Below are 24,815 nucleotides of genomic sequence, written 5' to 3'. Positions count from 1 at the left end.
GTCTTGACCGGGCCGGAAGCTGACCAAGATGGTAGTACAAGTAAAAGGGTGGGAGGCTGGCACGGCGACCCGTGCCTGGCTCGTTAGGGCTGCTTCCTTCCGGACCTGACCCGGTTGGCGAGTGGCTCGTCCACCACCAACCTCCCACCGTCCATATCGTCAATAACGCTTCCAAATGCAAGCCAACCCTGTAAAAAACTGCTATCGAACAGAAAAACAAGGGAGGAAAGTTTGAGCGAATTCGAACTGGACGGGAGGATAACCCGCGATTCCGATCTTGTGACGATGCTTACCCTCTGTCAGCTGCGCATCCAGAACGACAGCCGTTGGCCTTGGCTGGTCATGGTGCCGCAGCGCTCCGGCTTGACCGAGATCTTCGATCTCTCACCCGCGGAACAAGCGCTGCTCTCGGTCGAGGTGAACAGGGTGGCAGCAGCCCTCAAGACGGCGACCGGTGCCACCAAGATCAATGTCGGCGCACTCGGCAATATCGTCCGCCAGCTGCATGTCCATGTCATCGCCCGCTTCGAGGAAGATCCGAACTGGCCCGGCCCGATCTGGGGTTTCGGTCAGGCGGTGACCTACGAAGAGCAACAAAAGCAAGATTTTCTCAACAAACTGGTTGAAGCCCTTTCATGACAGCGAACCTTTTCGACACCGACGCACCCCATCCCGAACCGAGCAAGCTGACGGCTTTTTCCGGCAACAAGCTGGATCGCCGCGCCGAATACCGTGAGGACGATTGCGTCGAGAAGGCGCTCGCCGTCGAAGGCGCCCATATCCTCGCCTTCACCGGCAGCCGGCTGATCCTGAAACACGACAGCCAGATCCTCGACCCACTGTTTTCGCCCTATGAGCTTGCCGAATTGAAGCCGGATTTCGACAACGCCGTTTTGCTCGGTTATCGCGAGACGGGTGAACCGCGCATCGCCGTGCCGATGCTAATCCCGGCGGAAGAACTGGCAAGCCACTACAAGCCAACCGAGGCGCGGGCGCTCTTTCGCGACCAGCTTATCGAGGGCGAATTGCAGGGCGAGGTCGCACAGGCGGTCGCGCTGCTCAATTGGAACGCGGCCAACAAGTTCTGCGGCAAATGCGGATCGCCGACCGAAACTAGGATCGGCGGTTACAAGCGGGTCTGCACCCAGTGCCAGCACATGATGTTTCCGCGCACCGACCCAGTTGTCATCATGCTCACGATCGACACGGAGCGCGACCGCTGCCTGCTCGGCCGCAGCCACCATTTCCAGGAGGGCATGTATTCCTGCCTCGCCGGTTTCGTGGAACCTGGCGAGACGATCGAGGATGCGGTGCGCCGCGAGACCTTCGAGGAATCCGGCATCGAGACCGGCCGGGTCCGCTATCACGCCTCGCAGCCCTGGCCGATGCCGCATTCGCTGATGATCGGCTGTTACGCCGAGGCGAAATCCACTGAGATCAAGATCGATCCGCAGGAAATGGCCGATGTCCGCTGGTTCGAGCGGGCCGAGGCCGCCGCCATGCTCGATGCCGGCCCGGATGCCCCGCTTTTCGCTCCGGTCAAGGGTGCGATCGCCCATCGCTTGCTTCGCGACTGGATTGAGTGGGGTGACGAACGGTCAGGCGAAGCCTGAGCAATCGATCCTGTGAATCGATTGCAGTGAGTGAGGACTGGTCGGCGTAGCCGACGGAATGATCCAGTGAATCATTCCGAAGGACGAACGCCCGGAGCGCAAGCGAAGGGCCGGGCGATCCCATCGAATCGAGATCGACTTCATCATCGGGCCGGAGGGTTTCAGCAAAATGACCGTTGCCCGCTCGGAGCGCTTGCTGGCTCTTCTCCAGACGCTCCGGCGCTACCGCCAGCCGGTCAGCGGCGCCAAACTTGCCGCCGAGACCGGCGTCAGCCTGCGCACGCTCTACCGCGATATCGCCAGCCTCCAGGCCCAAGGCGCCTTCATCGAAGGCGAGGCCGGTCTCGGCTACGTGCTGAGGCCCGGTTTCATGCTGCCGCCGATGATGTTTTCGCAAGAAGAGATCGAGGCGCTGGTGCTCGGCTCCCGCTGGGTGGCGAAAACCGCCGATCCGCGGCTGGCTGCCGGCGCCGTCGATGCGCTCGCCAAGATCGCCGCCGTGCTGCCGCCGGATCTGAAACAGGACCTCGACAATTCGACGCTGCTTGTCGCTTCGCCGCGGCGAGGTGAGGACAGGACCGATCTCGGCCTGATCCGAAGGGCGATCCGCGCCGAGCATATCCTTGAACTCGCATATGAAGATGAAAAGGGGGCTCTGACCCATCGAAAAGTCTGGCCATTCGCCCTCGGCTTCTTCGACAGCGTCAGGGTGATGGTTGCCTGGTGTGAACTCAGGCAGGATTTCCGGCATTTCCGCACCGACCGCATTTCCTCTGCGGCTTGGACGGAAACGCGTTATCCGCGCCGCCGGCCGGTCTTGCTCAAGGAGTGGCGAGAAGCTGAAGGAATTCCGCCCCAGCCATGAACGCTGCTGCCATTATCTGACAGTAGGCTGCGATAATCTCCGGTCAGTCCCAACCAGGAGCAATTCCCGGCAGAGGGAATTGCGTCACAAGGAGAACTGACATGGTCCACCCCGATTTCACCATCCTCTTCGTTGACAATCCGCTGACCAGTGCGGATTTCTACCAGGCCCTCTTCGGCGCCGAACCCGTGGAAAAGTCACCGACCTTTGCGCTCTTTGTGCTGAATACCGGCATGAAGCTCGGCCTGTGGTCACGACACACCGCCGAGCCTTCGGTAACGGCCGGCAGCGGCGGATCGGAAATCTGCTTCAGGCATAACGATGCCGCCAGCGTCGACAAGATCTATGCCGACTGGTCGGGCCGTGGCCTGCGCGTGCTGCAGACGCCGGTCGAGATGGATTTCGGCTACACGTTCGTCGTGACCGATCCGGACGGGCATAGGCTGCGGGTCTATGCGATGAGCGCCGAGTAAGCGCGAAAGGCAGTCGGCGGGTGTCGCACCCCCCTCTGCCCTGCCGGGCATCTCCCCCTCAAGGGGGGAGATCACAAGCGGCACGACCGTTGCTTCCAGATAGGCATCATGCAGCCAGATAACGCAGAATGAGACGTGGGATAGGAAGCGGTGAGCAAGCCCCCAGCCAATCTCCCCACCCGAGGGGGAGATGCCCGGCAGGGCAGAGGGGGCTTGCTTAGGCAAATCAGTCACTTGGGAAACAAAAGCATAAAAATACACCCTCGCTCATCCCCACCCCTCGACCCCGTGCCTACAATCCACCCGTCCCGTTTCGGCTACACCGGCCCGCATGACCGGCGAGACGGGACCGGTGCCCTGGTGGTCTGCCGTCATGCAGGCGGATTGCCAGGGGCTGCGCAGAAAATGGTCTCCCTCTCGCCCTGAGGCGGGGCGTGCGTGTGTCGCACACAACCCGGTATGGCATTCCGCAAGGACGTAAGACCATGCCGCCGCAGAGGGACCGGAGTTGCGCGGAAAAACAGACCGAACGGGACACGTCGCGTGTCATTATTAAAATTTCAATTCGAGGCACACGACGTGTCCCGGCCGAACTGAAAACCGCAAACACCAAGGGGTTATTATGCCCAGCTGTCAGCTTCCAGGCCGATTGCATCTCCTCCGGCATGGTGCACGCCCGGCACTTCGCTTTTGCTCAGCGCGTTCGAGGCTCAAAACGCTCCACCGGAGCGTTTTGCCGGCTAAACGCCGTCGCCCCTCACCCCTTCTGCAGCGCGCCCCGCATCGGGTGGCCCTTATAGGTGCCGAGAACCCGCACCTTTTCCGAAAAGAACCGCAGCTCTTCCAGCGCCCGGCGCACCGGGGCGTCGTCCGGGTGGCCTTCGATATCCGCATAGAACTGGGTTGCCACGAACTTGCCACCGAGCTGGTAGCTTTCGAGCTTGGTCATGTTGATGCCGTTGGTGGCAAAGCCGCCCATTGCCTTGTAGAGCGCAGCCGGGATGTTGCGGACGTTGAATACGAAAGTGGTGACCAGCACCTCGTCTGGATCGTTCCGCTGCACCCATTTTTCGTCGCGGGAGAGCACCACGAAACGGGTGACGTTGTCGTCCCGGTCCTCGACATTCTCCGCCAGGATCTCAAGCCCGTAAAGATCGGCCGCAAGCCGCGGTGCGAGCGCCGCCATCGTGCGGTCGCCCTTTTCGGCCACCATCTTGGCCGAACCCGCCGTGTCGCCGGCAACGACGGCCTTCCAACCGTTCGAGCGGATGATCTTGCGGCACTGGCCGAGCGCATGGATATGGCTGTGGACGGTGCGGATTTCCTCGCGGGTCACGCCGGGCAGCACCATCAGCTGGAAGCGGATCGGCATGAAATATTCGCCGATGATATGCAGCCGCGATTCCGGCAGCAGGTGATGAATATCGGCGACGCGGCCGGCGATCGTGTTCTCGATCGGGATCATCGCCAGGTCCGCATCGCCGTTTTCGAGCGCCTGGAAGGCGTCCTCGAACGTCGGGCAGGGAAGCGGTTCCATGGTCGGGAACATGTCGCGGCAGGCCATGTCGGAATTGGCGCCGAAATCGCCCTGGAAGGCGATGCGATTCGTAAGTGCATTCATGGGATTATCCGTTACGAGGAGGCACGGGCGAACAGGATCGCACGGGCCTTTTCAAGGTCGGCGGGAGTATCGACGCCTAATGGAACCGAGTCAACGATCTCGGCATCAATGCGCATGCCGGCTTCGAGGGCTCTAAGCTGTTCCAGCGATTCGCGCCTTTCGAGCACGGAAGGGCCGAGCGACACGAATTTTTCGAGCGCCGCGCGGCGATAGGCGTAGAGCCCGATATGATGATAGAGCGGGCCGTTCCCGTAAGGCGCGGTGGCGCGGGTAAAATAGAGCGCCTTCAGCCGCGTCGGCGACAGCGGCGAACCGACGATCTTCACCACGTTCGGATTGGTCTTCTCGTGTTCGTCAGTGATCACGACGGTGAGGGTGGCGATGTCGGTCGAGGGATTGTCGAGCGGCCTCAGCGAAGCGCGCACCGCTTCCGGCTCGATCGTCGGCAGGTCGCCCTGGACGTTGATCACGAAATCCATTTTCGCATCCGGATCGGCCTTCTGCACCGCCTCGAAAATGCGGTCCGAACCGGATTGATGGTCCTGCCGGGTCATCACCACGTCGAAGCCTGCGGCGGCCACCGCATCGTAGACGTCCTGGTGGTCGACGGCGACGATGATTCGCCCGACCTGCGCTTCCTCGGCCCGTTTTGCTACCTGCACGATCATCGGCAGGCCGGCAATATCAGCCAGAGGTTTTCCCGGCAGGCGTGTTGAGGCCATTCGTGCCGGGATCAACACCAGCGTCCGGTCAAAAGCCGAATTCTTCATGGAAAGACCCTTCTATTCCCGCGTGAACAGTGTCAAAAAGTCTCACGCGCGGGACGATAATCGTGTTGCAACAACCATGCAAAAGACATAGGTTCCGCGCGATTTCAAGATGGTCCGCTTTCTCATGAGGCGGTTGCGAAGGAGCATTTGCGGATGAACCCCAATGTCAACATGGCGGCAGGCGCCCTGCTTGCTACTGTTTTCGTCATGATGTCGGTGTCCATTGCCTCGGAAGGGATTTTCCATTCGGAGGTACCCGAGAAGGCAGGTTTTGCCATCATCGCCGCCGAAGAGCCCGCAGCCGGTGAAGCCGCGGCACCCGCTGCCGCCGCCGTTCCGATCGCGCAGCTTCTGGTGAAGGCCGACGCCAAGGCTGGCGAAGCCACGTTCAAGAAGTGTCAGAGCTGTCATTCCGGCGAGAAGGGCGGACCGAACAAGGTCGGCCCGGATCTTTGGGGCGTTGTCGATCGTCCGGTCGGCGAACATGAAGGTTTCGCCTATTCGGCCGGCATGAAGGAATTCTCCAAGGGCGGTGCCGAGCACTGGACCTTCGACAATCTCAACCACTTCCTCACCGCTCCGAAGGCCTTCGTGAAGGGCACGGCGATGGGCTTTGCCGGTATCAAGAACGATTCCGAGCGCGCCAACCTGATCGCTTATCTGCGCACGCTGGCTGATTCGCCGGTTCCGCTCCCGGACCCGAACGCCGCACCGGCGCCCGCCACCAACTGATCGGCGGCTTTTTAGAGTTCCCAAATGAAAATGCCCGGCGTCAGTCGGGCATTTTCATTTCCAGCAGTCGATCCGGCGCGGCAATTCAGCCGAGAAGCCAGGCCCAGAAGCCGACAGTGAAGACCCCGAATGCGGTGGTCATGCTGATCACCGATGCTGCAAGGCTATGTCCCGAACGGAATCGCTGGGCGATCAGCCAGGCATTGATGCCGGTCGGAACCGACGCGGTCAGCACCAGCGCTGTCGCCCAGTCTTTCGGCAGGGCAAACAGATGGCTCATCAGGAAGACGAGTGTCGGGAGCAGCATCAGCTTGAGTACGGCCGCGGTGCCCGAAAGGCCGATATCGCCCCGGATCGGATATCGCGTCAGAGCCATGCCGATCGATATCAGAGCGACCGGACTTGCCGCGGCGGAAATCTGATCGACGACAATGGCGATCGCCGATGGGAAATGCAGGCCGAGGAAGTTGAAGGCGACGCCGATGATAAGCGCAATCACCAGGGGATTGCGGGCAAGGTTGGAGCCCACCTGCTTGAGCACCGCAGCAATGCCGCGCTTTTCGCCGCCGTCGACCTTGGCGGCCGCACCCTCCATCAGGATCGTGCCGGCCACCATCATCAGCGGCAGGTGGATCGCAAGCAGGATCGAGATCGCCACCAGTCCGTCCTTGCCGACCACATGCGCGACCAGCGGCAGGCCGATGAAGACGTTGTTGGCAAACGAGCCGGACATGCCGGCGATCACGCCGATCTTCGCATCCCGGCCGAAAACGCGGGTGGTGAGGACATGACCGATCGCCCAGGTCATGGCGACACCGAGAAAATAGACGGTCCACAGTCGGAACGGCGAGGCGCCCTCGAAATGCGCATCCGCCAGCGTCCGGAAGATCAGCATCGGCACGGCGATCTTGAAGACGAATTCGCCGAGCGCGTCGCCGGTCTCCTCCTTCAATATCCCGGTTTTCGCCGCCATCCAGCCGATCAGGATCAGGATGAAGAGGGGCACGACATTCAGGAACACGGAGGACAAGAGGCAGGCTTTCTGTGGGGACGGTTTTATGCGTCTAACCCATGTCGCGGCTTGCCACAAATGCGTTGATGTAGAAAAGCCGCTTGAAAGCGAGGCGTGGCGATCGGCGCCGAACAAAAAAGCGGGGCAATCCCCGCTTTCCCTCCTGGTCTCGTCCAGGACATCCGATGGTCGGCCGCCAGTTCATCCGTGGTCGGCAACACAACCGGATCGCCAATTCTATAATCTGTGATCGTGACACCAGAGTGACGGCCCAAAATGCCCTGGATAGCCGGCATCGCGGTTATTTTCCCTTCCAATCAGTGGAAAACCCGAATACCGATTTTCGCGACAAACTGTTTCCCAAGAGGATCAAGACCGGATGCCCAAGTTCGACGTGCTCACCATCGGCAATGCCATCGTGGATATTCTCGCCCGCTGCGACGACGATTTCCTGAGCGAGAATGCGATCACCAAGGGTGCGATGAACCTGATCGATGCCGAACGCGCCGAGCTCCTTTATTCGAAGATGGGCCCGGCTGTGGAAGCGTCCGGCGGGTCGGCGGGCAACACGGCGGCCGGCATTGCCGGTTTCGGCGGCAAGGCGGCCTATTTCGGCAAGGTTGCGGAAGACCAGCTCGGCAACATCTTCCAGCACGACATCCGCGCCCAGGGCGTTCATTATCGGACCAGGCCGGAAGGCACCAATCCGCCGACCGCCCGCTCGATGATCTTCGTGACGCCGGATGGCGAGCGTTCGATGAACACCTATCTCGGTGCCTGCGTCGATCTCGGCCCGGAACATGTGGAAGAGGACGTCGTCGCCGAAGCCAAGGTCACCTATTTCGAAGGTTACCTCTGGGATCCGCCGCGCGCCAAGGAAGCGATCCGCGAATCGGCCCGCATCGCCCATGAGCATGGCCGGGAAGTGTCGATGACGCTGTCCGACCCCTTCTGCGTCGGCCGCTACCGCGCCGAGTTCCTCGACCTAATGCGCTCCGGCACCGTCGACATCGTGTTTGCCAACAAACAGGAAGCGCTGTCGCTCTACGAGACAGAGGATTTCGAGCTGGCGCTGAAGAAGATTTCTGAAGATTGCAAGCTGGCGGCGGTGACGCTCAGCGAGGAAGGCGCGATCATCGTTCGCGGCGACGAACGCGTGAAGGTCGCGGCCTATCCGATCAGGGAACTGGTCGATACGACCGGCGCCGGCGATCTGTTCGCGGCCGGTTTCCTGTTCGGTTACACCCAGGATCGTTCGCTGGAGGATTGCGGCAAGCTCGGCTGCCTGGCGGCTGCCATCTGCATCCAGCAGATCGGCCCGCGCCCGATGGCGTCGCTCACCGAAGCTGCGGCGCGCGAAGGCCTCATCTGAGGCCTCGCAGGAAAAATCTTATTTGAACGCCTCGCCGGGATAAGCGCCCCAGACTTCGGCCTGGGCGACCCAGCCCTCGGAGCCGTTGGTCTCGACCCGGCACCAGTCGCCGTTGCATTCCTTGATCTGCAGCACGACGCCCGGCTCCAGCTTGGCGAGGATGGCGGCGGTGCCTTGCGGGTCGCGGCGCATGTTGACGTAGATATCCTTGCCCTTGCCACGCATCCACGGAGCGGCCACCGCAGTCCGCTCGCCTGAAAGCAGGGCCTGGTTCACCCAGCCCTCGGTGCCCTCGGCATCGCGAACCCGCCGCCAGTTTTCGTACTCCTGGATGATTTCCATCGGCGTGCCGGACTTCATATACATCCAGGACACCGCGTAGTCTGTGCTCGGGCCGATGCGGATATTGACCTTCCTCGACTTGAGGCTGACGAAACGCGGCAGCGGCAGGCCGCTCGGGCCTTTTGCCGCGCCCTGCGCAAAACTCGGGGCGGTTGCAGAAAGGGAGGCGACAAGCCCGAAGGAAAGAGCGATGAAGGAAGAGAGAATGGCGCGACGCATGTGTTTGGTTCCGGCTGAGCGATCTCGGGCTTTCGGGAACCTCGCGAGGTTTTGTTTGTCTTCGCTGACGGGTCTGGTAGAAAACGCCCTGGATGAACTGAATATCGCGCGACTTGGTTAAGGACCTCCTAAAGCAGGCCGCCCGAAAGCGGGTACCGGTTTCGGGATAACGACAAGCGTCGAACAAAAGCTTGAAGCACGAAACCCGGATACGTTCAGGTTTCGCGCTTCAGGGCGTCAGGCAGAGAGTTTCATGACGGCGAAGAAGAAACCCAAGGTCTATATCACCCGTAAGCTGCCGGATGCGGTGGAAACCCGCATGCGCGAGCTGTTCGAGGCCGAGCTCAATATCGACGACGCGCCCCGTACCCGCGACGAGCTGGCGGCGGCGATGAAATCGGCCGACGTGCTGGTGCCGACGGTGACCGACCGTATCGACGAGGCGCTGATCGAAGAGGCCGGCCCGCAGCTGAAGCTGATCGCCAGCTTCTCCAACGGCTTCGACCATATCGATGTCGATGCGGCCGCCAGAAAAGGCATCACCGTCACCAATACGCCGAACGTGCTGACCGAGGACACGGCCGACATGACCGTGGCGCTGATCCTTGCCGTCAACCGGCGGCTCGCGGAGGGCTCGCGCATCCTGACCGACAAGCCGGGCGAGTGGACCGGCTGGAGCCCGACCTGGATGCTCGGCCGACGGATCTGGGGCAAACGTATCGGCATCGTCGGCATGGGCCGCATCGGCACTGCCGTCGCCCGCCGTGCCAAGGCTTTCGGCCTGTCGATCCACTACCACAACCGCAAGCGCGTCAGCCCGGCGACGGAAGAGGAGCTCGAGGCGACCTATTGGGACAGCCTCGACCAGATGCTCGCCCGCGTCGATATCGTCTCGGTCAATTGCCCCTCGACGCCGGCGACCTTCCATCTTCTGTCGGCACGACGGCTCGCGCTGATGCAGCCGAGTTCGATCATCGTCAACACTGCCCGCGGTGACGTCATCGACGAGGCGGCGATGATCCAGCTTTTGCGCGACAACAAGATCGCCGGCGCCGGGCTGGACGTCTACCAGAACGAGCCGGCGGTGAACCCGAAACTGGTCAAGCTCGCTCATCAGGGCCGGGTCGTGCTGCTGCCGCATATGGGCTCGGCGACAATCGAGGGCCGGATCGACATGGGCGACAAGGTGATCATCAACATCCGCACCTTCTTCGACGGCCACCGCCCGCCGAACCGGGTGCTCCCGGGCCGCAACTGATCAGTCGAGACGCTTCTGCATCTCGATCGAGGTGGTGCGGGTGAAGCCAGGATGGGAGTTTTCCGCCGTCCTGGCGAAACCCCATCTTGCGAAGGTCGCATGATTGTCGGTGAGCTCGATGCGGGTTTCGAGCCGCAGGGCGGGCAAGCCTTTTTCCCGAGCAATCCCTTCCGCGACGGTCAACAGCCGGCGGCCTATGCCCTTGCTCTGGCTCGCCGGGGCGATGGCGAGCTTGCCGATATAGAGGAAGCCCGGCTCCGGTTTGCAGAAGACGCAGCCGGTCAGCCTGCCGCCCTCGATTGCCGCAAACGCGATCTCGTCGCGAGCCTTCTGGGCGAGCGACGCCAGCGTCAGCCGATGTGCCGAGGAGGGCGGATCGACGATGTCGTCCATGTAAGCGAAGGAAGACAGGATAAGCGCCAGAAGTTCGTCCCAGCGCCCGAAATCCTCGTCTATGCGGGCAATCTCGATTACTGGCTCAATCGCTGGCGGCTCGATCACTCGGCGGCTGCCTTGGCCGTGCGGCGCTTGTATTTGATCGTGTCGAAACGGGCAGACAGCGAATCGTAGAGCATCAGCCGCCCTACCAGCGGTTCGCCGATGCCGGTGACGAGCTTGATCGCCTCCATCGCCATCAGCGTGCCGATGACGCCCGTCAGTGCACCCACGACGCCGGTCTCGGCGCAGGAGGGGATCAGCCCCGCTGGCGGCTTTTCCGGAAACAGATCGCGATAGCCGGGGTTGAGAACGCCGTCCGGCCCCGTCTCATAGGGTTTCATCACCGTCACCGACCCGTCGAACCGGCCGACCGCGCCTGTCACCAGCGGTATCCGCGTGAGTTCCGCGGCATCGGCCGCCGCGTAGCGGGTATCGAAATTGTCGGATCCGTCGATCAGCAGGTCGAAAAGGGCGAGCTTGCGTGCCGCCCATTCGGCGGAAAAACGCTCCTCGAAATCGACGACCCGGACATGCGGATTGAGACGGGCGATCGCCTCGCGGGCACTCCTCGTCTTCAGCTCGCCGATCGTGCCGGTATCGTGGATGACCTGCCGCTGCAGATTGGAAAGGGAAACCAGGTCGTCATCGATGATCCCCAGCGTACCGATGCCGGCCGCCGCCAGATATTCGAGGATCGGCGCGCCGAGCCCGCCGGCGCCGATCACCAGCACGCGGGCATTCTTCATCCTCTGCTGCCCCGTGCCGCCGATTTCCGGCAGCAGGATATGACGGCGGTACCGCTCGATCTCGTCTTGGCTCAATTTTTCCGGGGTCAGGCTCTCCATCACGCAATCATATCACCGGCTGCCAAGTCGCGTAAGGTGGATTTCAAACGCTGATGCCGCCATGGGCGACGGTAAAGAACTGTGCCCGGTCGGCCAGCGCGGAAAACATTGCCCGATCGGTGCCGGTCATGAAGGACTGGCCGCCGAGACCATGGACGAGATCGAAAAGAGCCGCCCTCCGGCCTTCGTCGAGATGGGCGGCGATCTCGTCGAGCAGAAGGATCGGTGCGTAACCGGTCATGTCGGCCGTCAGCCGCGCGTGGGCAAGCACGAGGCCGATCAGCAGCGCCTTCTGTTCGCCGGTCGAACAGCGTGCGGCCTCCATGTCCTTTTCGCGGTGGCGCACCAGCAGGTCGGTACGGTGCGGCCCGTCGAGCGTGCGGCCGGCCGCGGCATCGCGACTGCGGCCGCTGCGCAGCATGTCGAGATAGTTTTCTTCAAGATCGGCTGCCGGGCGGTCCATCGCACCGTCCATGAAGCCTTCGAGTGTCAGAACGGGGGTGGGGAACGGCGTCTCGCCGGAATTGCCGGATAGGGCCCTCAAAAGCCCGAGCATCTCCTGCCTGGCGGCGGCCATGGCGATGCCGAGGCCGGCCATCTGCGCCTCGATGGCCGACAGCCAGGAAGGGTCGAAGCGGCCTTCCGACAGCAGCCTATTGCGGCTCCTCATGGCGCGCTCGAAATCGCTCGCCCGCCGGCCATGGGCGGGATCGAGCGACAGGACGAGGCGATCGAGGAAACGGCGGCGGTCTGAGGAGGCGCCGGTGAAGAGGCCGTCCATAGCCGGCGTCAGCCACAGGACGCTCAGGTGGTCGGTAAGCTCCTCGGTCGATTTGGCGGGGGTGCCGTTGATCCTGAGCTTGCGGGTGACGCTTTCGCCTTCGCCCGGCTCGATGCCCGTGCCGATCGAGACCTCGCCGTCCATGCCGTCGACATCGGCAAAGATGGTGAACCCGGCGGCGGCGCCGACGCGTGTCACGTCGGACAGCACGGCGCGGCGCAGTCCGCGGCCGGGCGACAGGAAGGAGACGGCTTCCAGGAGATTGGTCTTGCCCGCGCCGTTCTCGCCGGTCAGCACCACATGCCGCCCGTCGAGCGACAGCGCCGCTTCCGCATAATTGCGGAAATCGGTGAGCTTCAGCCGGGAGAGGGAAGTTTTCTGCGCCATCGGGAATCTTAAGGTTTCGTGAAACAGGAGCTAAGGGCTCAAGGCCCGGATGGCAAGCGCTTGCTTCGGTGAGGCTTTGCAACTGGCCTTGCGCCGGACGCCGTCGCTCAGCCCTGCAACCCATCCGGTTGCTTATAGTCGAGGGATCGCATTGATTGAAAAGACGAATTCCGATCCGTGCCATTCCTGCTAAAAGGTTGTCCCGACGAGAATTTCGCGCCTTGCCGTCGACACCGAAACCTCTCCAATGCAACACCAATTTATGATTACCCAAAAACTAGGGGGTATGGCTAACAGCCCGTTAAAGCTTGGCTCCTAGAGATGCCTGAGCACGCATACGCATCTTATGTCCGGATGGCCGCGTGGATCCTTTTAACTCCGGAGACCTCCCATGAAAGACCAGAACCACAAAGCCGATCTCGCCGAGCGCCTTGACTTCATCGGCCTTGGCCAAGAGCAGCGCCGGTCTCTGGCCGAGATCCGGCCGGCCATCAAGGACGCGATCGGCGGTGCGCTGGATGCCTTCTACCGCAAGGTCAAGGGCAATCCGCAGACGGCGAAATTCTTCTCCAGCGACAGCCATATCGCCCAGGCCAAGAGCCGCCAGGCCACCCATTGGGATGCGATCGCATCCGGCAAATACGATGACAATTATGTGGACGCGGTTTCCACGATCGGACGCACCCATGCCCGGCTTGGTCTCGAACCGCGCTGGTATATCGGCGGTTACGCGCTGATCCTCGACGGTGTCATTCGCGCCGTTGTGAGCCGGGAGCTGTCTGGCTTCTTCCAGGAGAAGAAGGCGAAGATGCTGTCCGAACATCTCTCCTCGGTCGTCAAAGCGGCCATGCTGGACATGGATTACGCCATCTCGGTCTATCTCGAGGTGCTGGGTGACGAGCGCAGAGAGGTCGAAGCCAAACAGGAAAAAGCCAAGGTCGAGCAGGATGCAGCCCTTGCGGCGCTCGAAGCGGCACTGACGAGCCTTTCCGGCGGCGACCTGACATCCGAACTCTGGCAGGAACTGGCGCCGAGCTTCGCCAAGCTGCAGCAGAACTACAATTCCTCGATTTCCGAACTCGACACGGCAATGCGCGAGATCAGCAGCTCGGTCGAACAAGTGCGCGCCGAAGCTGGCGGCATTTCGTCGGCTTCCGAAAACATGGCCAAGCGCACCGAGCAGCAGGCTTCGGCGATCGAACAGACGGCGGCAGCACTCGAAGAGATCACCACGATTTCCGGCCAGGCCGCACAGCGGACCCGCGAAGTGCAGGAAATCGTGCGCGAATCCGCTTCCGAGACGGTTCGTTCCGGCAAGGTGGTCGAGGAGGCGATTGCCGCGATGGGCGACATCGAGCAGTCCTCGCAGAAGATGACCCAAATCATCGGCGCCATCGACGAGATTGCCTTCCAGACCAATCTTCTGGCGCTGAATGCAGGCGTGGAAGCGGCCCGCGCTGGGGAGCAAGGCAAGGGTTTCGCCGTCGTCGCCCAGGAAGTCCGCGAACTGGCGCAGCGCTCCGCCGCTGCCGCCAAGGAGATCAAGGAACTGATCGACCAGTCTTCGACGGACGTCCATCGTGGCGTCGAGCTCGTCAACAAGACCGGCCAGGCTCTGGTCGGCATCGGCGGGCGCGTGAAATCGATCGACGAACATATCTCGTCGATCGCCCGCTCGGCGCAGGAACAGGCTTCCGGCATCGAGGAGATCAATTCCGCGATCCGCAGCATGGACCAGATCACCCAGCAGAACGCGGCGCTGATGGAAGAGACCAATGCCTCGACCCAGAGCCTGGTCGGTATCAGCAGCCGGCTGGCGTCGCTGCTCGGCCGCTTCAAGACAAGGGCTGTCCGCGAAACCCGCACCGAGCGCCCGCGCCTGCGCGCCTGATCCTCGGCTTGAAACATGGACCGGGCGGTTCCGGTCGGCTAGTGTAGCTCCGCTTTCAGAGGAGCAGCACATGACCGACCAGGACCGCCCTTCCTGCATTACCCACTGGAGCGAGGTAGAAAAGCCCCAGGAGAAACACTATCGCGGTGATGACGAGCTGATGGGCTTCGGCGCCGCGCTCGCCCGGCAGTTCGGCCTCACGCGGCTCGGCATTCACCATCATCGCCTGCCACCCGGCCGCCGCACCTCCTTTCCGCATGCGGAGGAACTCGAGGAAGAATTCATCTACGTGATCGAAGGCAATCCGGAGGTCTGGCTGGATGGCGAGGTCTATCCGCTGAAACCGGGCGACTCGGTCGGTTTCCCGGCCGGCACTGGGATTGCTCATACCTTCATCAACAACACGGATGCGGAAGTGCGCCTTTTGGTGATCGGGGAGGCCAACAAGGACGAAAACCGGCTGTTCTATCCGAAGAATCTCGAACTGAAGGCGATCCGTTCGGATTGGTGGGACGACGCCCCTCGACGCCCGCTCGGGGACCATGACGGCATGCCGGACAAGGTGCGGGTCCGGAAAGCCGGTCAGAAAGCAGCGAAGGAAACGACAGGTGAGTGACGAGGAAAGACTGGTCAAGCTCGAGGAGCTTGCCGCCCATCAGGCCAAGGTGATCGAGGAATTGTCCGACCAGCTCGCCGAGCAGTGGAAGGTGATGGAACAGACGCGCGCCAAGCTCGACCGGCTGACCGAGCGGTTCCTCTCGCTGGAGGAGACCTCGCTGGACGCGCCGGCCATCACCAGACCGCCGCATTATTGACCGCCCGGTTGCCGCTCAGGCGGCGCGGGGCTTGCGTCGCCTGAGCGCGACATATTTCCTCGGCCGATTGGACACGGGCGGGCGGATGTTCCGGAGACCTACTGTGCCTTTAAGCCGTGCACGAGGTGCCGAACCACCAGGCGCAGCTGTTCAGATGCAATCTCCAGCCGGTCGGTGAGCAGCCGTTTCCACACGAAACTCGTTATGATCTCCATGGCAAGCTCGGGTACGACCCAATCGGCCACTTCGTTTCGGGCCTTTGCCCGGCGGAATATCTCGCCGCCCTGCTGGTATCGCTCGGCCATGTAGGCCGCGAGCGCCTTGCTGGCCGCCGGGTCGGTCTGGGCCTCGGCGATGACGGAGCGGAAAACCGCGCCTCCATGGCCGGTATTCCAGAACTCGAGCAAGTCGCTCAGGAGTTGGAAGATATCCGTCTCGATCGCGCCGGTATCGGGTGCGATATCGACGAATTTCTGGCGATGGTAGACGTCCAGAAGCAGGATCGTACGCGTCGGCCACCACCGATAAATCGTCGGTTTGCCCGCATGGGCTCGCCGGGCGACGGCCTCGATCGAAAACGATCCGAGCCCGCCCTCGACAAGGATTTCCTCCGCAGCCTGGAGAATGGCGTCCTGGCTGGCAGGATTGCGCTGGGCGCCGATCGAGGTGCGGCGGGCGTCCGCAGCCTTTTTCCCAGTCATGCGGACCCCCCAAGCAAAATTTTATTCGACATCACAAGAGTCCTACTTGAACGAAACGGATCGTTTCGTTATATGAGCTCCATAGAAACGGACCGTTTCTATGGAGCTCATAGTGACCACAGCAACTTTAACCCTCAGTTCCGATAGCAGAAATCAAGCCATGGAGGCGCAATTGCAGACCGTACCCGCTCGCGTCAACCCTTCGAAGGCGCGTCTCGCCCTCGTAATGATCCTCGCCATCTATCCGTTGATCACCGTACTTCTCTATATCCTCGCGCCACTCACCGAAGGTTGGGCCGTGTGGCATCGAACGATCCTGATCGCGCCGATCATGGTGCTGTCGATCGTATTTGTCGTCTCGCCGGCAATCCAGAGATATTTCGGCTGGTTCGTGGCCCGCATGCCTTCGCCGACAAAATAAGCTGATTTGACGGGTGTCAATCGGCGTGCCGAAAATGCTGATAGAGAGGAAGAGCCGGACAATGCCGGTCATTTCGACAGGCACTTGCATGACCCCTCCGGAATTCATCCTCGCCATTCTTCTGCTTCTCTGTACGCCAGGACCAACCAATACGCTGATGGCGCTCGGCGGATACTCGCGCGGCTGGCTGAAGAGCCTGCCGCTGATCGGCAGGTCTTCGTCACCACGGTGCTGAACCCCAAGGCGTTGATCATCGCGCTCGTCATCATGCCGCAAGGCGGCCTCACCGAACTCGCGCCCTGGCTTGCGCTGTTTGCCGGGCTGGTGCTTTTGGCCGCTAACGGCTGGATCGCCTTCGGCAACCTGATGCGGCGGACCGAGCTTTTTGAGGTGAAACCGATCGTCATACGTCGCGCCGCCGCCGTCTGTCTCCTCCTCTTCGCAATGATCCTCGCCAGCGCGTCGATCCAGTCGCTGGCCTGAAATAGACGGTCTCCACCCGAGTTGACGAATCAAGGCCTGATTGGCATCTTTTGCCTTGCGTGGCCCACGCCGAACCTCCCCGGACCTTCCCCAGCATGGTCCTGAAACGGAGGCAAAGGGACTTCAGTCTCGGGTCGCTCTCTTGGTCCGACCGTTTCGGATGTGGTTGCTGGGGAACTCCGTCCGGGACGTGAAAGGCTCAAGATGACCCAGAATGGAAATTTCAAGCGCCGTGTCCGTGCCCGTGCCGAAAAGACAGGCGAATCCTATACCGCAGCCCTCAGCCATATCCGCGACAGTGCCCCGAGCGATCCGGTGCCGCAGGCCAGATCGGTGCGCCTGGCGGTGGCGCAGACCACTCCCTATGTCGATCCCCGCAGCGTGGCCGAGCTTCGTGCAAGCGGCGAGGAGATGCGACGCCTGATGCGCGAAGCGCAAAAGGCGAGCGTGAGGGTGATACACTTCCCCGAAGGAGCGACCTGCTCTCCCAACAAACGCATCATGTCCTCGACTGGCCGCGATCCCGTCGGGCCGTCCGACTGGAGCCGGTTCGAATGGACCGTGCTGCGCGAGGAACTGGATGCCACGCGAGCGCTGGCGCGCGAACTCGGGCTGTTTGCGGTGATCGGTTCCGTGCATCAGCTCACCGAGCCGCATCGGCCGCACAACAGCCTCTATATCGTCTCCGACAGGGGAGAGCTGGTAACCCGCTACGACGAGCGCCTGCTCTCGAACACCAAGATCTCGTTCATGTATACGCCGGGTTCGACCCCGGTGACCTTCGAGGTCGATGGCGTCCGCTTCGGCTGCTCGCTCGGCATGGAGACGCATTTTCCCGAGATTTTCAGGGAATACGAGCAGCTCGACGTCGATTGCGTCCTGTTCTCGACCACCGGCGCAACGCCGGCCTTCGCGGCCGAAGCACTGGGGCATGCGGCGAGCAACCGCTATTGGGTGAGTTTCTCGGTGCTGGCCTATGCCGGTTTCATGCCGCCTTCCGGAATCGCTGCGCCCAGTGGAGAATGGGTGGCCCAATGCCGGGCCGATGCGACGCCTTCGCTTGCGATCGTCGATGTCGACCACAATCCGGGAGAGATCGCCCGCCCCTGGAGGCGAACCGCACGTGCCGGCATCTATGAGCCGCATATGGTCAAGGACCCGCGCAGCGGCGTCCGTGATACGTTCTAGACGCTCAACGAAAAAGCCGCCCGCAACGGTCTGTTGCGGGCGGCTTCAAAATTGGGTTCCAGAAGCTCAGTTCTCGAAGAACTCCTTCATCCGGGCGAAGAAGCCCGTCGATTCCGGATTGTTCTCCTTCGAGGACAGTTCCTCGAATTCCTGCAGCAGTTCGCGCTGCCGCTTGGTGAGCTTCTGCGGCGTCTCGATCTGGATCTGGATATAGAGATCGCCCGTCTGGCTGGACCGCAGCACCGGCATGCCCTTGCCCTTTAGGCGGAACTGTTTGCCCGGCTGGGTGCCTTCCGGCACCGTCACGCGGGATTTGGTTCCGTCGAGAGTGGCGACGTCGAATGTGCCGCCGAGGGCGGCCGTCGTCATCGAGATCGGCACGGCGCAATAAAGGTCGGCGCCGTCGCGCTGGAAGAACTGGTGCGGTTTCACCGACAGGAAGATGTAGAGATCTCCCGCAGGGCCGCCGCGCGTACCGGCTTCGCCTTCGCCCTGCAGGCGGATGCGGGTGCCGTCTTCGATGCCGGCTGGAATGTTGACCGACAGCGACCGCTCTTCGGTGACGCGGCCCTGGCCGTGGCATTTGCCGCAGGGATCGGTGATCGTCTGGCCGCGGCCGTGGCAGGTCGGGCAGGTACGCTCGACCGAGAAGAAACCCTGGCTTGCGCGCACACGACCGGAACCCTGGCAGGTACCGCAGGTCTTCGGCTGCGTGCCGGGCTTGGCGCCCGAGCCGGAACAGACGTCGCAGGTGATCGAGGTCGGAACCCGGATCTGCGCCGTCTTGCCGGCAAACGCTTCTTCCAGCGTGATTTCCATATTGTAGCGAAGATCGGCGCCGCGTTCACGACCGCCAGATGACCGGCGGGCGCGTCCGCCGCCCATCATTTCGCCAAAAATGTCTTCGAAGATATCGGAGAAGCCACCGGCGCCCGCGCCCGAGAAGCCACCGCCACCGCCGCCCATTCCGCCGTGTTCGAAGGCGGCGTGGCCGAAGCGGTCGTAGGCCGCACGCTTCTGGGGATCCTTCAAGGTCTCGTAGGCCTCGCCGAGTTCCTTGAACTTCTTTTCGGCTTCTGCGTCGCCCGGATTCTTGTCGGGATGATATTTCATCGCGAGCTTGCGGAAGGCGCTTTTGAGCTCCTTCTCGTCGGCGGTCTTGCCGACACCCAGCGTTTCGTAAAAGTCTGCTTTTGCCATGGAGGTAACCGGCTCCGGAAAGGATTCCGGCTGCACGAAGGCAGCCGGATACTCTAGTCAACTATGGTCGAGGTCTGGCCATCAGGCAACCGGCGGATCAAGCGGACTTCTTGTCGTCCTTGACTTCCTCGTAGTCGGCATCGACGATATCGTCCTTGCCGCCCGTGGAGCCTTCGCCGCCTTCGGCCTGCTGGGCCTCATAAATGGCCTGACCAAGCTTCATGGATACGTCCATCAGGATCTGCGTCTTCGCCTGGATGTCATCGGCATCCGGTTCCGGAGCTTCGACGGCAGCCTTCAGCGAAGCTATCGCATCTTCGATCGCCTTGCGGTCGGTTTCGGAAACCTTGTCGCCATATTCCTTCAGCGACTTCTCGCTGGAATGGACGAGGCTTTCGGCCTGGTTCTTGGCTTCGACGCCGGCACGGCGCTTCTTGTCGGCTTCGGCATTGGCCTCGGCGTCCTTGACCATCTTTTCGATCTCGGCGTCGGAGAGACCGCCGGAAGCCTGGATGCGGATCTGCTGTTCCTTGCCGGTGCCCTTGTCTTTGGCCGAAACCTGGACGATGCCGTTGGCGTCGATGTCGAACGTGACTTCGATCTGCGGCATGCCGCGCGGTGACGGCGGCAGGCCGACGAGGTCGAACTGGCCGAGCAGCTTGTTGTCCTGGGCCATTTCGCGTTCGCCCTGCGATACGCGGATGGTCACAGCCTGCTGGTTGTCTTCGGCGGTCGAGAAGGTCTGGCTCTTCTTGGTTGGGATCGTCGTGTTGCGGTCGATCAGGCGGGTGAAGACGCCACCGAGCGTTTCGATGCCAAGCGACAGCGGGGTCACGTCGAGCAGCAGAACGTCCTTGACGTCGCCCTGCAGAACGCCGGCCTGGATGGCGGCGCCGAGAGCGACGACTTCATCCGGGTTGACGCCCTTGTGCGGCTCCTTGCCGAACAGCTGCTTGACGACTTCCTGAACCTTCGGCATGCGGCTCATGCCGCCGACGAGAACCACTTCATCGATTTCGGCTGCGGTGACGCCGGCATCCTTGAGGGCTGCCTTGCACGGCGCGATGGTGCGCTGGACGAGATCGTCGACCAGGCTTTCGAACTTGGCGCGGGTCAGCTTCAGCGTCAGGTGCTTCGGACCGGAAGCGTCGGCCGTGATGAACGGCAGGTTGATTTCGGTCTGCTGCGAAGATGAGAGTTCGATCTTGGCCTTTTCGGCAGCTTCCTTGAGGCGCTGCAGCGCGAGCTTGTCGTTCTTCAGGTCGATGCCCTGGTCCTTCTTGAACTCGTTGGCAAGATATTCGACGAGACGCATGTCGAAGTCTTCACCGCCGAGGAAGGTGTCGCCGTTGGTCGACTTCACTTCGAAGACGCCATCGCCGATTTCGAGGACCGAGATGTCGAACGTGCCGCCGCCAAGATCGTAGACGGCGATCGTCTTGCCGTCCTTCTTGTCGAGGCCATAGGCGAGAGCGGCAGCGGTCGGCTCGTTGATGATGCGCAGCACTTCGAGACCTGCAATGCGGCCGGCATCCTTGGTTGCCTGGCGCTGCGCGTCGTTGAAGTAGGCCGGTACAGTGATGACGGCCTTTTCGACCTTTTCACCGAGGTAGGATTCGGCGGTTTCCTTCATCTTCTGAAGGATCATCGCGGAAACCTGTGCGGGGGAATAGTTCTTGCCCTGAGCCTTGACCCAGGCATCGCCATTGTCGCCCTTGACGATATCGAAGGGGACGAGGCCCTTGTCTTTTTCAACCGTCGGATCTTCGTAGCGGCGGCCGATAAGGCGCTTCACGGCGAAGAGGGTATTGGTGGGGTTGGTCACTGCCTGGCGCTTGGCCGGCTGCCCGACGAGGCGTTCGCCGTCATCGGAAAATGCGACCATGGAGGGCGTGGTACGCGCGCCTTCGGCGTTCTCGATCACCTTCGCATCTTTGCCGTCCATGATGGCGACGCAGGAGTTGGTGGTACCGAGGTCGATGCCAATTACTTTTGCCATTTTCTTCTCTCTCCTTTAAGCGAACCATCGGAACCCCTCAAAGGCATTCCACTGACAGTTCCTCGACTGGGATGGTACGCAGCATCGGCTGCGGTCATGCGGCGTATATAAGGACGGGTTTTTAGGACTGCAAGGCGAGAAATCGCCCGGATCCTAGCAAAAAGAACAGTTTGCCGAGCAATACTGTGAATACGCTTCACTGCCCCATGATCAGGTCGAAAAGCGTGGTCTGCCGGGGCTGCCCTCTGGAGCCCGCAACGCCCACGTCGCCGGGCGGAACGGGGCCGCCGCCGATCGCTCCCGGGGGCACCGGAGTGGGCGAATCATAAGGGCCGCGATACTGGCGATAGTCACGGGCCGGAACGTCGCCAGGCGGTATCACGTCGCTATGACGACCGCGGTCGCCATAGACCGGCCGATTGTCGTAGATCTGTCTGTTGTCCCTGTTGTCATACCCCTGATTGTCGCCATAGACGGGCCGCACGCGGGCCGGTTCCCGTTCGATCGAGGCGGAATCCTGGGCGGGAGGGCGCGGCGCCGGCGGATAATCGGCGGGGAGTTCGTCCTGGGTCCGGCGCCCGCCGGGCAGGATGCCGGAAATGATATCGCCGATCGTCGTCGACGGCGAATCCGGCTGGACTGCGGCAGGGGGCAGATCGAGGCCGCGGCCGGTGCCGAACAGCGGCGTCGGCGTATAACCCTTCATCGCCGACGTCATATATTCCTTCCAGGCTTTTGCGGGCAGCCCGCCGCCGGTCACCTTCTTCATGAAGGCGCCGTCGTCGTTGCCGAACCAGATGCCGGTCGTCATGATGCTGGTATAACCGACGAACAGTGCGTCGCGGAACGACTGGGTGGTGCCCGACTTGCCGGCTGCCTGCCAGCCGTCGATCCTGGCGGCCTTGCCGGTGCCCTCGTTGATGACGCGGTTCATCATGCCGTTCATCGTCGCAGCCACCGGCTCGCTGAGCACGCGCGGCGGGTTGGCATAATCGGCCTCGTAAAGCACCTTGCCGTCCGGATCGGTGATGCGCTTGACGATATGCGGCGTCGCCTTGTAACCGCCGTTCATGAAGGACGCGTAGGCAGACGTCAGCTCGACCAGCGAGACTTCCGAGGTGCCGAGCGCGATCGAAGCATTTGCCTGGATGTCGGAATCGATGCCGAGCCGGTGGGCGAGGCTCACCACCTTGTCGGGGCCGACCTGCATGACGAGCTGCGCGGCGACCGTATTGAGCGACTGCGCGAAGGCCGAGGCGAGCGTTACTGGACCGCGGTATTTCTCGTCGAAATTCTCCGGCGACCAGTTGCCGATCTTGACCGGCGCATCGTTGACCATCGAATCCGGCCGGGCGCCGGCTTCGAGTGCCGCTGCATAGACGAAGGGTTTGAAAGCCGAACCCGGCTGGCGTTTCGCCTTGACGGCGCGGTTGAACTGGCTTGTCGCATAATCGCGGCCGCCGACCAGCGCCCGGATCGCGCCGGTCGCATCGACCGAAACGAGGGCCGCTTGCGAGGCGTTGAGCTTGCCGCCTTCCTTCTTCAGAACATCGTTCAGCGATTTTTCGGCGGCGGCTTCGAGGCGCATGTCGAGCGTCGTTTCGATGGTCACGTCGACCTTCGGCTCGCCGATCAGGCTCTTCACCTCGTCGACGACCATATCGGCGGCATAATGCTGGGCGCCGGTCCAGTAGCTCTTCGCTTTGGCTGGCGGTTGCGACATGGCGGTCTTGAGGTCGCTGTCGGTGACATAGCCCTCTTCGCGCATCGTGCCGAGCACGACCTGGGCGCGGGTTTCCGCAGCCTTCGGGTCCCGGGCCGGCGACAGGCGGGACGGAGCCTTGAGCAGGCCGGCAAGCGTTGCCGCTTCGCCGAGGTTCACGTCGCGGGCGGACTTGTTGAAATACCGCCGCGAGGCGGCCTCCACGCCATAGGCGTTCGAACCGAAGAACACCCGGTTCAGGTACATGGCGAGGATCTGGTCCTTGGTGAACTTGTGCTCCAGCCAGAAGGACAGGAGCACCTCCTGGATCTTGCGTTCGAACGTGCGGTCCGGCGACAGGAACAGGTTCTTGGCGAGCTGCTGGGTAATCGTTGAGCCACCCTGGATCGGCTGGCCGGTCAGGTTGTTGACGAAGGCGCGGGCCAGGCCGAGCGGATCGACGCCGAAATGCGAATAGAAGCGCCGGTCCTCGATGGCGATCACCGCCTGCGGCAGGTAGGGCGACATTTCCTCCAGCGCCAGGGCCTCGCCGCCGGTCGAGCCGCGATTGGCGACGACCGAGCCGTCGACGGCGGTGATCTTCATGTTCGGCGGCCGATCCGGGATAGCCCAGGTGCTGGCGGCCGGCATTCTGGCACCGTAATAGAGCACCAGCCCGCCGACGGCGATGCCGACCCAGATGCCGAGTACGAAGCACCAGTAGACGAGCCTTCTGAGCGGCGCGAAGAACCCGCCGCCTTCGCGACGCGGTGGAACCTTCCTGTTGCGGGAGGAACGGACACGTTCCGGGCGCTCGGAACGCTCGTCGCGATCTTCGCTTTCGGCTTTCGATGGACGTCTGCCAGGCCGGCCGTTGCCCACGATCCGCTCGTCCGCGTCGAGACGTAAATCGCCGCTCGGCCGCGAACCTTCGAAGGATGGTTCAACGCGTTTGTCTGATTTGCCTCTGGCTGCCATGGTGAGCTGGCATACCCCCGTTACACGCCTGTCAAAACAGGCTGTTACTCGATGTCTGATCGCCCAAGCCTTGGCTGGACTTTAAATGCGGCGATTTAAGGAGGGGTAAAGGGCGTGTTTATCCGGATGATCTTGAACCGCTTGACTTCCATCGCTATTTGTGAGAACAAACAGAGAACATGTGGAGGTACTGATGAGCAGAACCGAACAGGTGATCGAACGCGCAATGGCTGCAGTCGCGGCCTCTAGGGCTCTGCGCGAGGCTGAAGCGCAACGCCGCCGCGAGACGTTCCAGAAGATACAGATCGCCAACCAGCGACGCCCGAATATTCCCAAGGGCATCCAGCTGCCGCTGGACCTTCATTGAAAAGCCGCAACGCCCTGGATGGCCGGGCGTTGGCCTATGTTACAAAAGCCCTCCAATACCGCATCCAACCTTAAAAAAATCCGATTCCTGATGGAACAAGGAGGCAAGATCCGCGTTACGACGGATTCCACCTTGGAGGAGGGGAGGATATGCAGAAAGTCGTCGAGGCAGTCGTCCGGAATGGCGACCAGCGTGTCCCGGTCGGGCTGGTCACCGTCAAGCAGGCGCTTGAAATGCCTGAAAGGGGAATGGTGGAGTTCAGCCACCCCGCTTATGAAGCCGGAAAGACTGATATTTTCGTCAATCGCGAAACCCTTTCGAAGCTGATGTAATCGCGGCGGA

Annotated in this window: 26 protein-coding genes and 1 other RNA gene; 15 read left to right on the top strand and 12 right to left on the bottom strand. The window is 62.0% G+C overall.

The genetic code is table 11. The features are described from left to right. Positions 1-48: 48 nt before the first annotated feature. Positions 49-145: signal recognition particle sRNA small type (gene ffs / locus AC1DLT_RS08235), an RNA gene on the bottom strand. A gap of 86 nt (positions 146-231) precedes the next feature. Between ffs and AC1DLT_RS08230 the strand changes: the two genes are divergently transcribed. The 4 genes from AC1DLT_RS08230 (at position 232) to AC1DLT_RS08215 (ending at position 2,951) form a co-directional block, all read left to right on the top strand. Further along, entirely contained in the window at positions 232-639 is a 408-nt protein-coding gene (locus AC1DLT_RS08230; protein WP_477486421.1) for an HIT domain-containing protein, read from the top strand. Next, positions 636-1,613, top strand: coding sequence for an NAD(+) diphosphatase (gene nudC / locus AC1DLT_RS08225; RefSeq protein ID WP_477486420.1), 978 nt, complete (start codon positions 636-638; stop codon positions 1,611-1,613). Before AC1DLT_RS08230 ends, nudC begins: the two co-directional genes overlap by 4 nt. Positions 1,614-1,782: 169 nt before the next feature. Continuing rightward, on the top strand, positions 1,783-2,478 hold the full coding sequence (locus tag AC1DLT_RS08220; protein ID WP_477486419.1) for a helix-turn-helix transcriptional regulator: 696 nt from the start codon (positions 1,783-1,785) through the stop codon (positions 2,476-2,478). Between the two features lie 101 nt (positions 2,479-2,579). Then, positions 2,580-2,951: a VOC family protein gene (locus AC1DLT_RS08215; RefSeq protein WP_477486418.1), complete on the top strand. Its 372-nt coding sequence runs from the start codon at positions 2,580-2,582 to the stop codon at positions 2,949-2,951. A gap of 757 nt (positions 2,952-3,708) precedes the next feature. On the opposite strand, the gene AC1DLT_RS08210 is transcribed toward AC1DLT_RS08215, so the two are convergent. Both AC1DLT_RS08210 and AC1DLT_RS08205 read right to left on the bottom strand, forming a co-directional pair. Then, on the bottom strand, positions 3,709-4,572 hold the full coding sequence (locus AC1DLT_RS08210) for a prephenate dehydratase (RefSeq protein ID WP_247138265.1): 864 nt from the start codon (positions 4,570-4,572) through the stop codon (positions 3,709-3,711). An 11-nt stretch (positions 4,573-4,583) separates the two neighbouring features. Beyond that, on the bottom strand, positions 4,584-5,342 hold the full coding sequence (locus AC1DLT_RS08205) for a 3-deoxy-manno-octulosonate cytidylyltransferase (protein ID WP_477486417.1): 759 nt from the start codon (positions 5,340-5,342) through the stop codon (positions 4,584-4,586). 153 nt (positions 5,343-5,495) lie between these two features. On the opposite strand from AC1DLT_RS08205, the gene AC1DLT_RS08200 reads away from it, so the two are divergent. Then, positions 5,496-6,074: a c-type cytochrome gene (locus AC1DLT_RS08200; protein WP_038547936.1), complete on the top strand. Its 579-nt coding sequence runs from the start codon at positions 5,496-5,498 to the stop codon at positions 6,072-6,074. An 85-nt stretch (positions 6,075-6,159) separates the two neighbouring features. Here AC1DLT_RS08200 and AC1DLT_RS08195 read toward each other — a convergent pair whose 3' ends face one another. Further along, a complete protein-coding gene (locus tag AC1DLT_RS08195) occupies positions 6,160-7,104 on the bottom strand; it encodes an AEC family transporter (protein ID WP_247037477.1) in 945 nt (314 codons plus the stop codon). A 361-nt stretch (positions 7,105-7,465) separates the two neighbouring features. Between AC1DLT_RS08195 and AC1DLT_RS08190 the strand changes: the two genes are divergently transcribed. After that, positions 7,466-8,458: an adenosine kinase gene (locus tag AC1DLT_RS08190; protein WP_477486416.1), complete on the top strand. Its 993-nt coding sequence runs from the start codon at positions 7,466-7,468 to the stop codon at positions 8,456-8,458. A gap of 18 nt (positions 8,459-8,476) precedes the next feature. On the opposite strand, the gene AC1DLT_RS08185 is transcribed toward AC1DLT_RS08190, so the two are convergent. Next, positions 8,477-9,019, bottom strand: coding sequence for an SH3 domain-containing protein (locus tag AC1DLT_RS08185; RefSeq protein WP_247037486.1), 543 nt, complete (start codon positions 9,017-9,019; stop codon positions 8,477-8,479). A 253-nt stretch (positions 9,020-9,272) separates the two neighbouring features. On the opposite strand from AC1DLT_RS08185, the gene AC1DLT_RS08180 reads away from it, so the two are divergent. Next, positions 9,273-10,277 (top strand): 2-hydroxyacid dehydrogenase, encoded by a 1,005-nt coding sequence (locus tag AC1DLT_RS08180; RefSeq protein WP_477486415.1) that lies wholly within the window; start codon positions 9,273-9,275, stop codon positions 10,275-10,277. On the opposite strand, the gene AC1DLT_RS08175 is transcribed toward AC1DLT_RS08180, so the two are convergent. From AC1DLT_RS08175 to recF, 3 genes are read right to left on the bottom strand one after another with little or no spacing between them, the layout of a single operon-like run. Beyond that, on the bottom strand, positions 10,278-10,748 hold the full coding sequence (locus AC1DLT_RS08175; protein ID WP_477486496.1) for a GNAT family N-acetyltransferase: 471 nt from the start codon (positions 10,746-10,748) through the stop codon (positions 10,278-10,280). Between the two features lie 26 nt (positions 10,749-10,774). Beyond that, complete coding sequence (locus AC1DLT_RS08170) at positions 10,775-11,560, bottom strand: molybdopterin-synthase adenylyltransferase MoeB (RefSeq protein ID WP_247037488.1); 786 nt, start codon at positions 11,558-11,560, stop codon at positions 10,775-10,777. Positions 11,561-11,603: 43 nt separating this feature from the next. Next, positions 11,604-12,728 (bottom strand): DNA replication/repair protein RecF, encoded by a 1,125-nt coding sequence (gene recF, locus AC1DLT_RS08165; protein ID WP_477486414.1) that lies wholly within the window; start codon positions 12,726-12,728, stop codon positions 11,604-11,606. 391 nt (positions 12,729-13,119) lie between these two features. Here recF and AC1DLT_RS08160 point away from each other — a divergent pair, with 391 nt between their 5' ends. The 3 genes from AC1DLT_RS08160 (at position 13,120) to AC1DLT_RS08150 (ending at position 15,434) form a co-directional block, all read left to right on the top strand. Further along, on the top strand, positions 13,120-14,619 hold the full coding sequence (locus AC1DLT_RS08160; RefSeq protein WP_477486413.1) for a globin-coupled sensor protein: 1,500 nt from the start codon (positions 13,120-13,122) through the stop codon (positions 14,617-14,619). Positions 14,620-14,689: 70 nt separating this feature from the next. After that, on the top strand, positions 14,690-15,235 hold the full coding sequence (locus AC1DLT_RS08155; RefSeq protein WP_477486412.1) for a cupin domain-containing protein: 546 nt from the start codon (positions 14,690-14,692) through the stop codon (positions 15,233-15,235). Further along, the gene (locus tag AC1DLT_RS08150) at positions 15,228-15,434 is read left to right on the top strand and encodes a SlyX family protein (RefSeq protein ID WP_477486411.1); all 207 of its coding nucleotides are present in this window, start codon (positions 15,228-15,230) and stop codon (positions 15,432-15,434) included. The genes AC1DLT_RS08155 and AC1DLT_RS08150 overlap by 8 nt, the downstream gene beginning before the upstream one ends. Before the next feature lie 98 nt (positions 15,435-15,532). On the opposite strand, the gene AC1DLT_RS08145 is transcribed toward AC1DLT_RS08150, so the two are convergent. Further along, a complete protein-coding gene (locus AC1DLT_RS08145) occupies positions 15,533-16,135 on the bottom strand; it encodes a TetR/AcrR family transcriptional regulator (protein WP_477486410.1) in 603 nt (200 codons plus the stop codon). A gap of 172 nt (positions 16,136-16,307) precedes the next feature. On the opposite strand from AC1DLT_RS08145, the gene AC1DLT_RS08140 reads away from it, so the two are divergent. The 3 genes from AC1DLT_RS08140 (at position 16,308) to AC1DLT_RS08130 (ending at position 18,227) form a co-directional block, all read left to right on the top strand. After that, the gene (locus AC1DLT_RS08140) at positions 16,308-16,556 is read left to right on the top strand and encodes a putative antibiotic biosynthesis monooxygenase (RefSeq protein WP_105417633.1); all 249 of its coding nucleotides are present in this window, start codon (positions 16,308-16,310) and stop codon (positions 16,554-16,556) included. A gap of 84 nt (positions 16,557-16,640) precedes the next feature. Beyond that, a complete protein-coding gene (locus AC1DLT_RS08135; RefSeq protein WP_477486409.1) occupies positions 16,641-17,039 on the top strand; it encodes a hypothetical protein in 399 nt (132 codons plus the stop codon). Between the two features lie 204 nt (positions 17,040-17,243). After that, entirely contained in the window at positions 17,244-18,227 is a 984-nt protein-coding gene (locus tag AC1DLT_RS08130) for a carbon-nitrogen hydrolase family protein (RefSeq protein ID WP_477486408.1), read from the top strand. A gap of 66 nt (positions 18,228-18,293) precedes the next feature. Here the strand turns inward: AC1DLT_RS08130 and dnaJ are convergent, their stop codons facing one another. From dnaJ to AC1DLT_RS08115, 3 genes are all read right to left on the bottom strand, one after another. Then, positions 18,294-19,427, bottom strand: a complete 1,134-nt coding sequence (dnaJ, locus tag AC1DLT_RS08125) for a molecular chaperone DnaJ (RefSeq protein WP_477486407.1) — start codon at positions 19,425-19,427, stop codon at positions 18,294-18,296. A 97-nt stretch (positions 19,428-19,524) separates the two neighbouring features. Then, entirely contained in the window at positions 19,525-21,426 is a 1,902-nt protein-coding gene (gene dnaK / locus AC1DLT_RS08120; protein WP_038547978.1) for a molecular chaperone DnaK, read from the bottom strand. 196 nt (positions 21,427-21,622) lie between these two features. Further along, positions 21,623-24,106: a transglycosylase domain-containing protein gene (locus tag AC1DLT_RS08115; RefSeq protein WP_477486406.1), complete on the bottom strand. Its 2,484-nt coding sequence runs from the start codon at positions 24,104-24,106 to the stop codon at positions 21,623-21,625. Between the two features lie 193 nt (positions 24,107-24,299). Here AC1DLT_RS08115 and AC1DLT_RS08110 point away from each other — a divergent pair, with 193 nt between their 5' ends. Together AC1DLT_RS08110 and AC1DLT_RS08105 are read left to right on the top strand one after the other, a co-directional pair. Next, a complete protein-coding gene (locus tag AC1DLT_RS08110; protein ID WP_173426763.1) occupies positions 24,300-24,473 on the top strand; it encodes a hypothetical protein in 174 nt (57 codons plus the stop codon). A gap of 149 nt (positions 24,474-24,622) precedes the next feature. After that, on the top strand, positions 24,623-24,805 hold the full coding sequence (locus tag AC1DLT_RS08105) for a hypothetical protein (RefSeq protein WP_038547982.1): 183 nt from the start codon (positions 24,623-24,625) through the stop codon (positions 24,803-24,805). Positions 24,806-24,815: the final 10 nt, after the last annotated feature.

The organism is Neorhizobium sp. 05N33 (genome assembly GCF_056397445.1).
Note: the sequence above shows the minus strand (reverse complement) of the source record. Positions and strands in the feature narration are given on the sequence as shown.

What these genes read in the sequence shown, in the direction of transcription:
- AC1DLT_RS08145 (WP_477486410.1), bottom strand. Translation starts at nt 16,135, where the DNA reads ATGACTGGGAAAAAGGCTGCGGACGCCCGCCGCACCTCGATCGGCGCC.
- AC1DLT_RS08160 (WP_477486413.1), top strand. Translation starts at nt 13,120, where the DNA reads ATGAAAGACCAGAACCACAAAGCCGATCTCGCCGAGCGCCTTGACTTC.
- AC1DLT_RS08215 (WP_477486418.1), top strand. Translation starts at nt 2,580, where the DNA reads ATGGTCCACCCCGATTTCACCATCCTCTTCGTTGACAATCCGCTGACC.
- recF (WP_477486414.1), bottom strand. Translation starts at nt 12,728, where the DNA reads ATGGCGCAGAAAACTTCCCTCTCCCGGCTGAAGCTCACCGATTTCCGC.
- AC1DLT_RS08220 (WP_477486419.1), top strand. Translation starts at nt 1,783, where the DNA reads ATGACCGTTGCCCGCTCGGAGCGCTTGCTGGCTCTTCTCCAGACGCTC.
- AC1DLT_RS08130 (WP_477486408.1), top strand. Translation starts at nt 17,244, where the DNA reads ATGACCCAGAATGGAAATTTCAAGCGCCGTGTCCGTGCCCGTGCCGAA.
- dnaK (WP_038547978.1), bottom strand. Translation starts at nt 21,426, where the DNA reads ATGGCAAAAGTAATTGGCATCGACCTCGGTACCACCAACTCCTGCGTC.
- AC1DLT_RS08115 (WP_477486406.1), bottom strand. Translation starts at nt 24,106, where the DNA reads ATGGCAGCCAGAGGCAAATCAGACAAACGCGTTGAACCATCCTTCGAA.
- AC1DLT_RS08170 (WP_247037488.1), bottom strand. Translation starts at nt 11,560, where the DNA reads ATGGAGAGCCTGACCCCGGAAAAATTGAGCCAAGACGAGATCGAGCGG.
- AC1DLT_RS08205 (WP_477486417.1), bottom strand. Translation starts at nt 5,342, where the DNA reads ATGAAGAATTCGGCTTTTGACCGGACGCTGGTGTTGATCCCGGCACGA.
- AC1DLT_RS08155 (WP_477486412.1), top strand. Translation starts at nt 14,690, where the DNA reads ATGACCGACCAGGACCGCCCTTCCTGCATTACCCACTGGAGCGAGGTA.
- AC1DLT_RS08190 (WP_477486416.1), top strand. Translation starts at nt 7,466, where the DNA reads ATGCCCAAGTTCGACGTGCTCACCATCGGCAATGCCATCGTGGATATT.
- AC1DLT_RS08110 (WP_173426763.1), top strand. Translation starts at nt 24,300, where the DNA reads ATGAGCAGAACCGAACAGGTGATCGAACGCGCAATGGCTGCAGTCGCG.
- nudC (WP_477486420.1), top strand. Translation starts at nt 636, where the DNA reads ATGACAGCGAACCTTTTCGACACCGACGCACCCCATCCCGAACCGAGC.
- AC1DLT_RS08105 (WP_038547982.1), top strand. Translation starts at nt 24,623, where the DNA reads ATGCAGAAAGTCGTCGAGGCAGTCGTCCGGAATGGCGACCAGCGTGTC.
- AC1DLT_RS08185 (WP_247037486.1), bottom strand. Translation starts at nt 9,019, where the DNA reads ATGCGTCGCGCCATTCTCTCTTCCTTCATCGCTCTTTCCTTCGGGCTT.
- dnaJ (WP_477486407.1), bottom strand. Translation starts at nt 19,427, where the DNA reads ATGGCAAAAGCAGACTTTTACGAAACGCTGGGTGTCGGCAAGACCGCC.
- AC1DLT_RS08210 (WP_247138265.1), bottom strand. Translation starts at nt 4,572, where the DNA reads ATGAATGCACTTACGAATCGCATCGCCTTCCAGGGCGATTTCGGCGCC.
- AC1DLT_RS08180 (WP_477486415.1), top strand. Translation starts at nt 9,273, where the DNA reads ATGACGGCGAAGAAGAAACCCAAGGTCTATATCACCCGTAAGCTGCCG.
- AC1DLT_RS08200 (WP_038547936.1), top strand. Translation starts at nt 5,496, where the DNA reads ATGAACCCCAATGTCAACATGGCGGCAGGCGCCCTGCTTGCTACTGTT.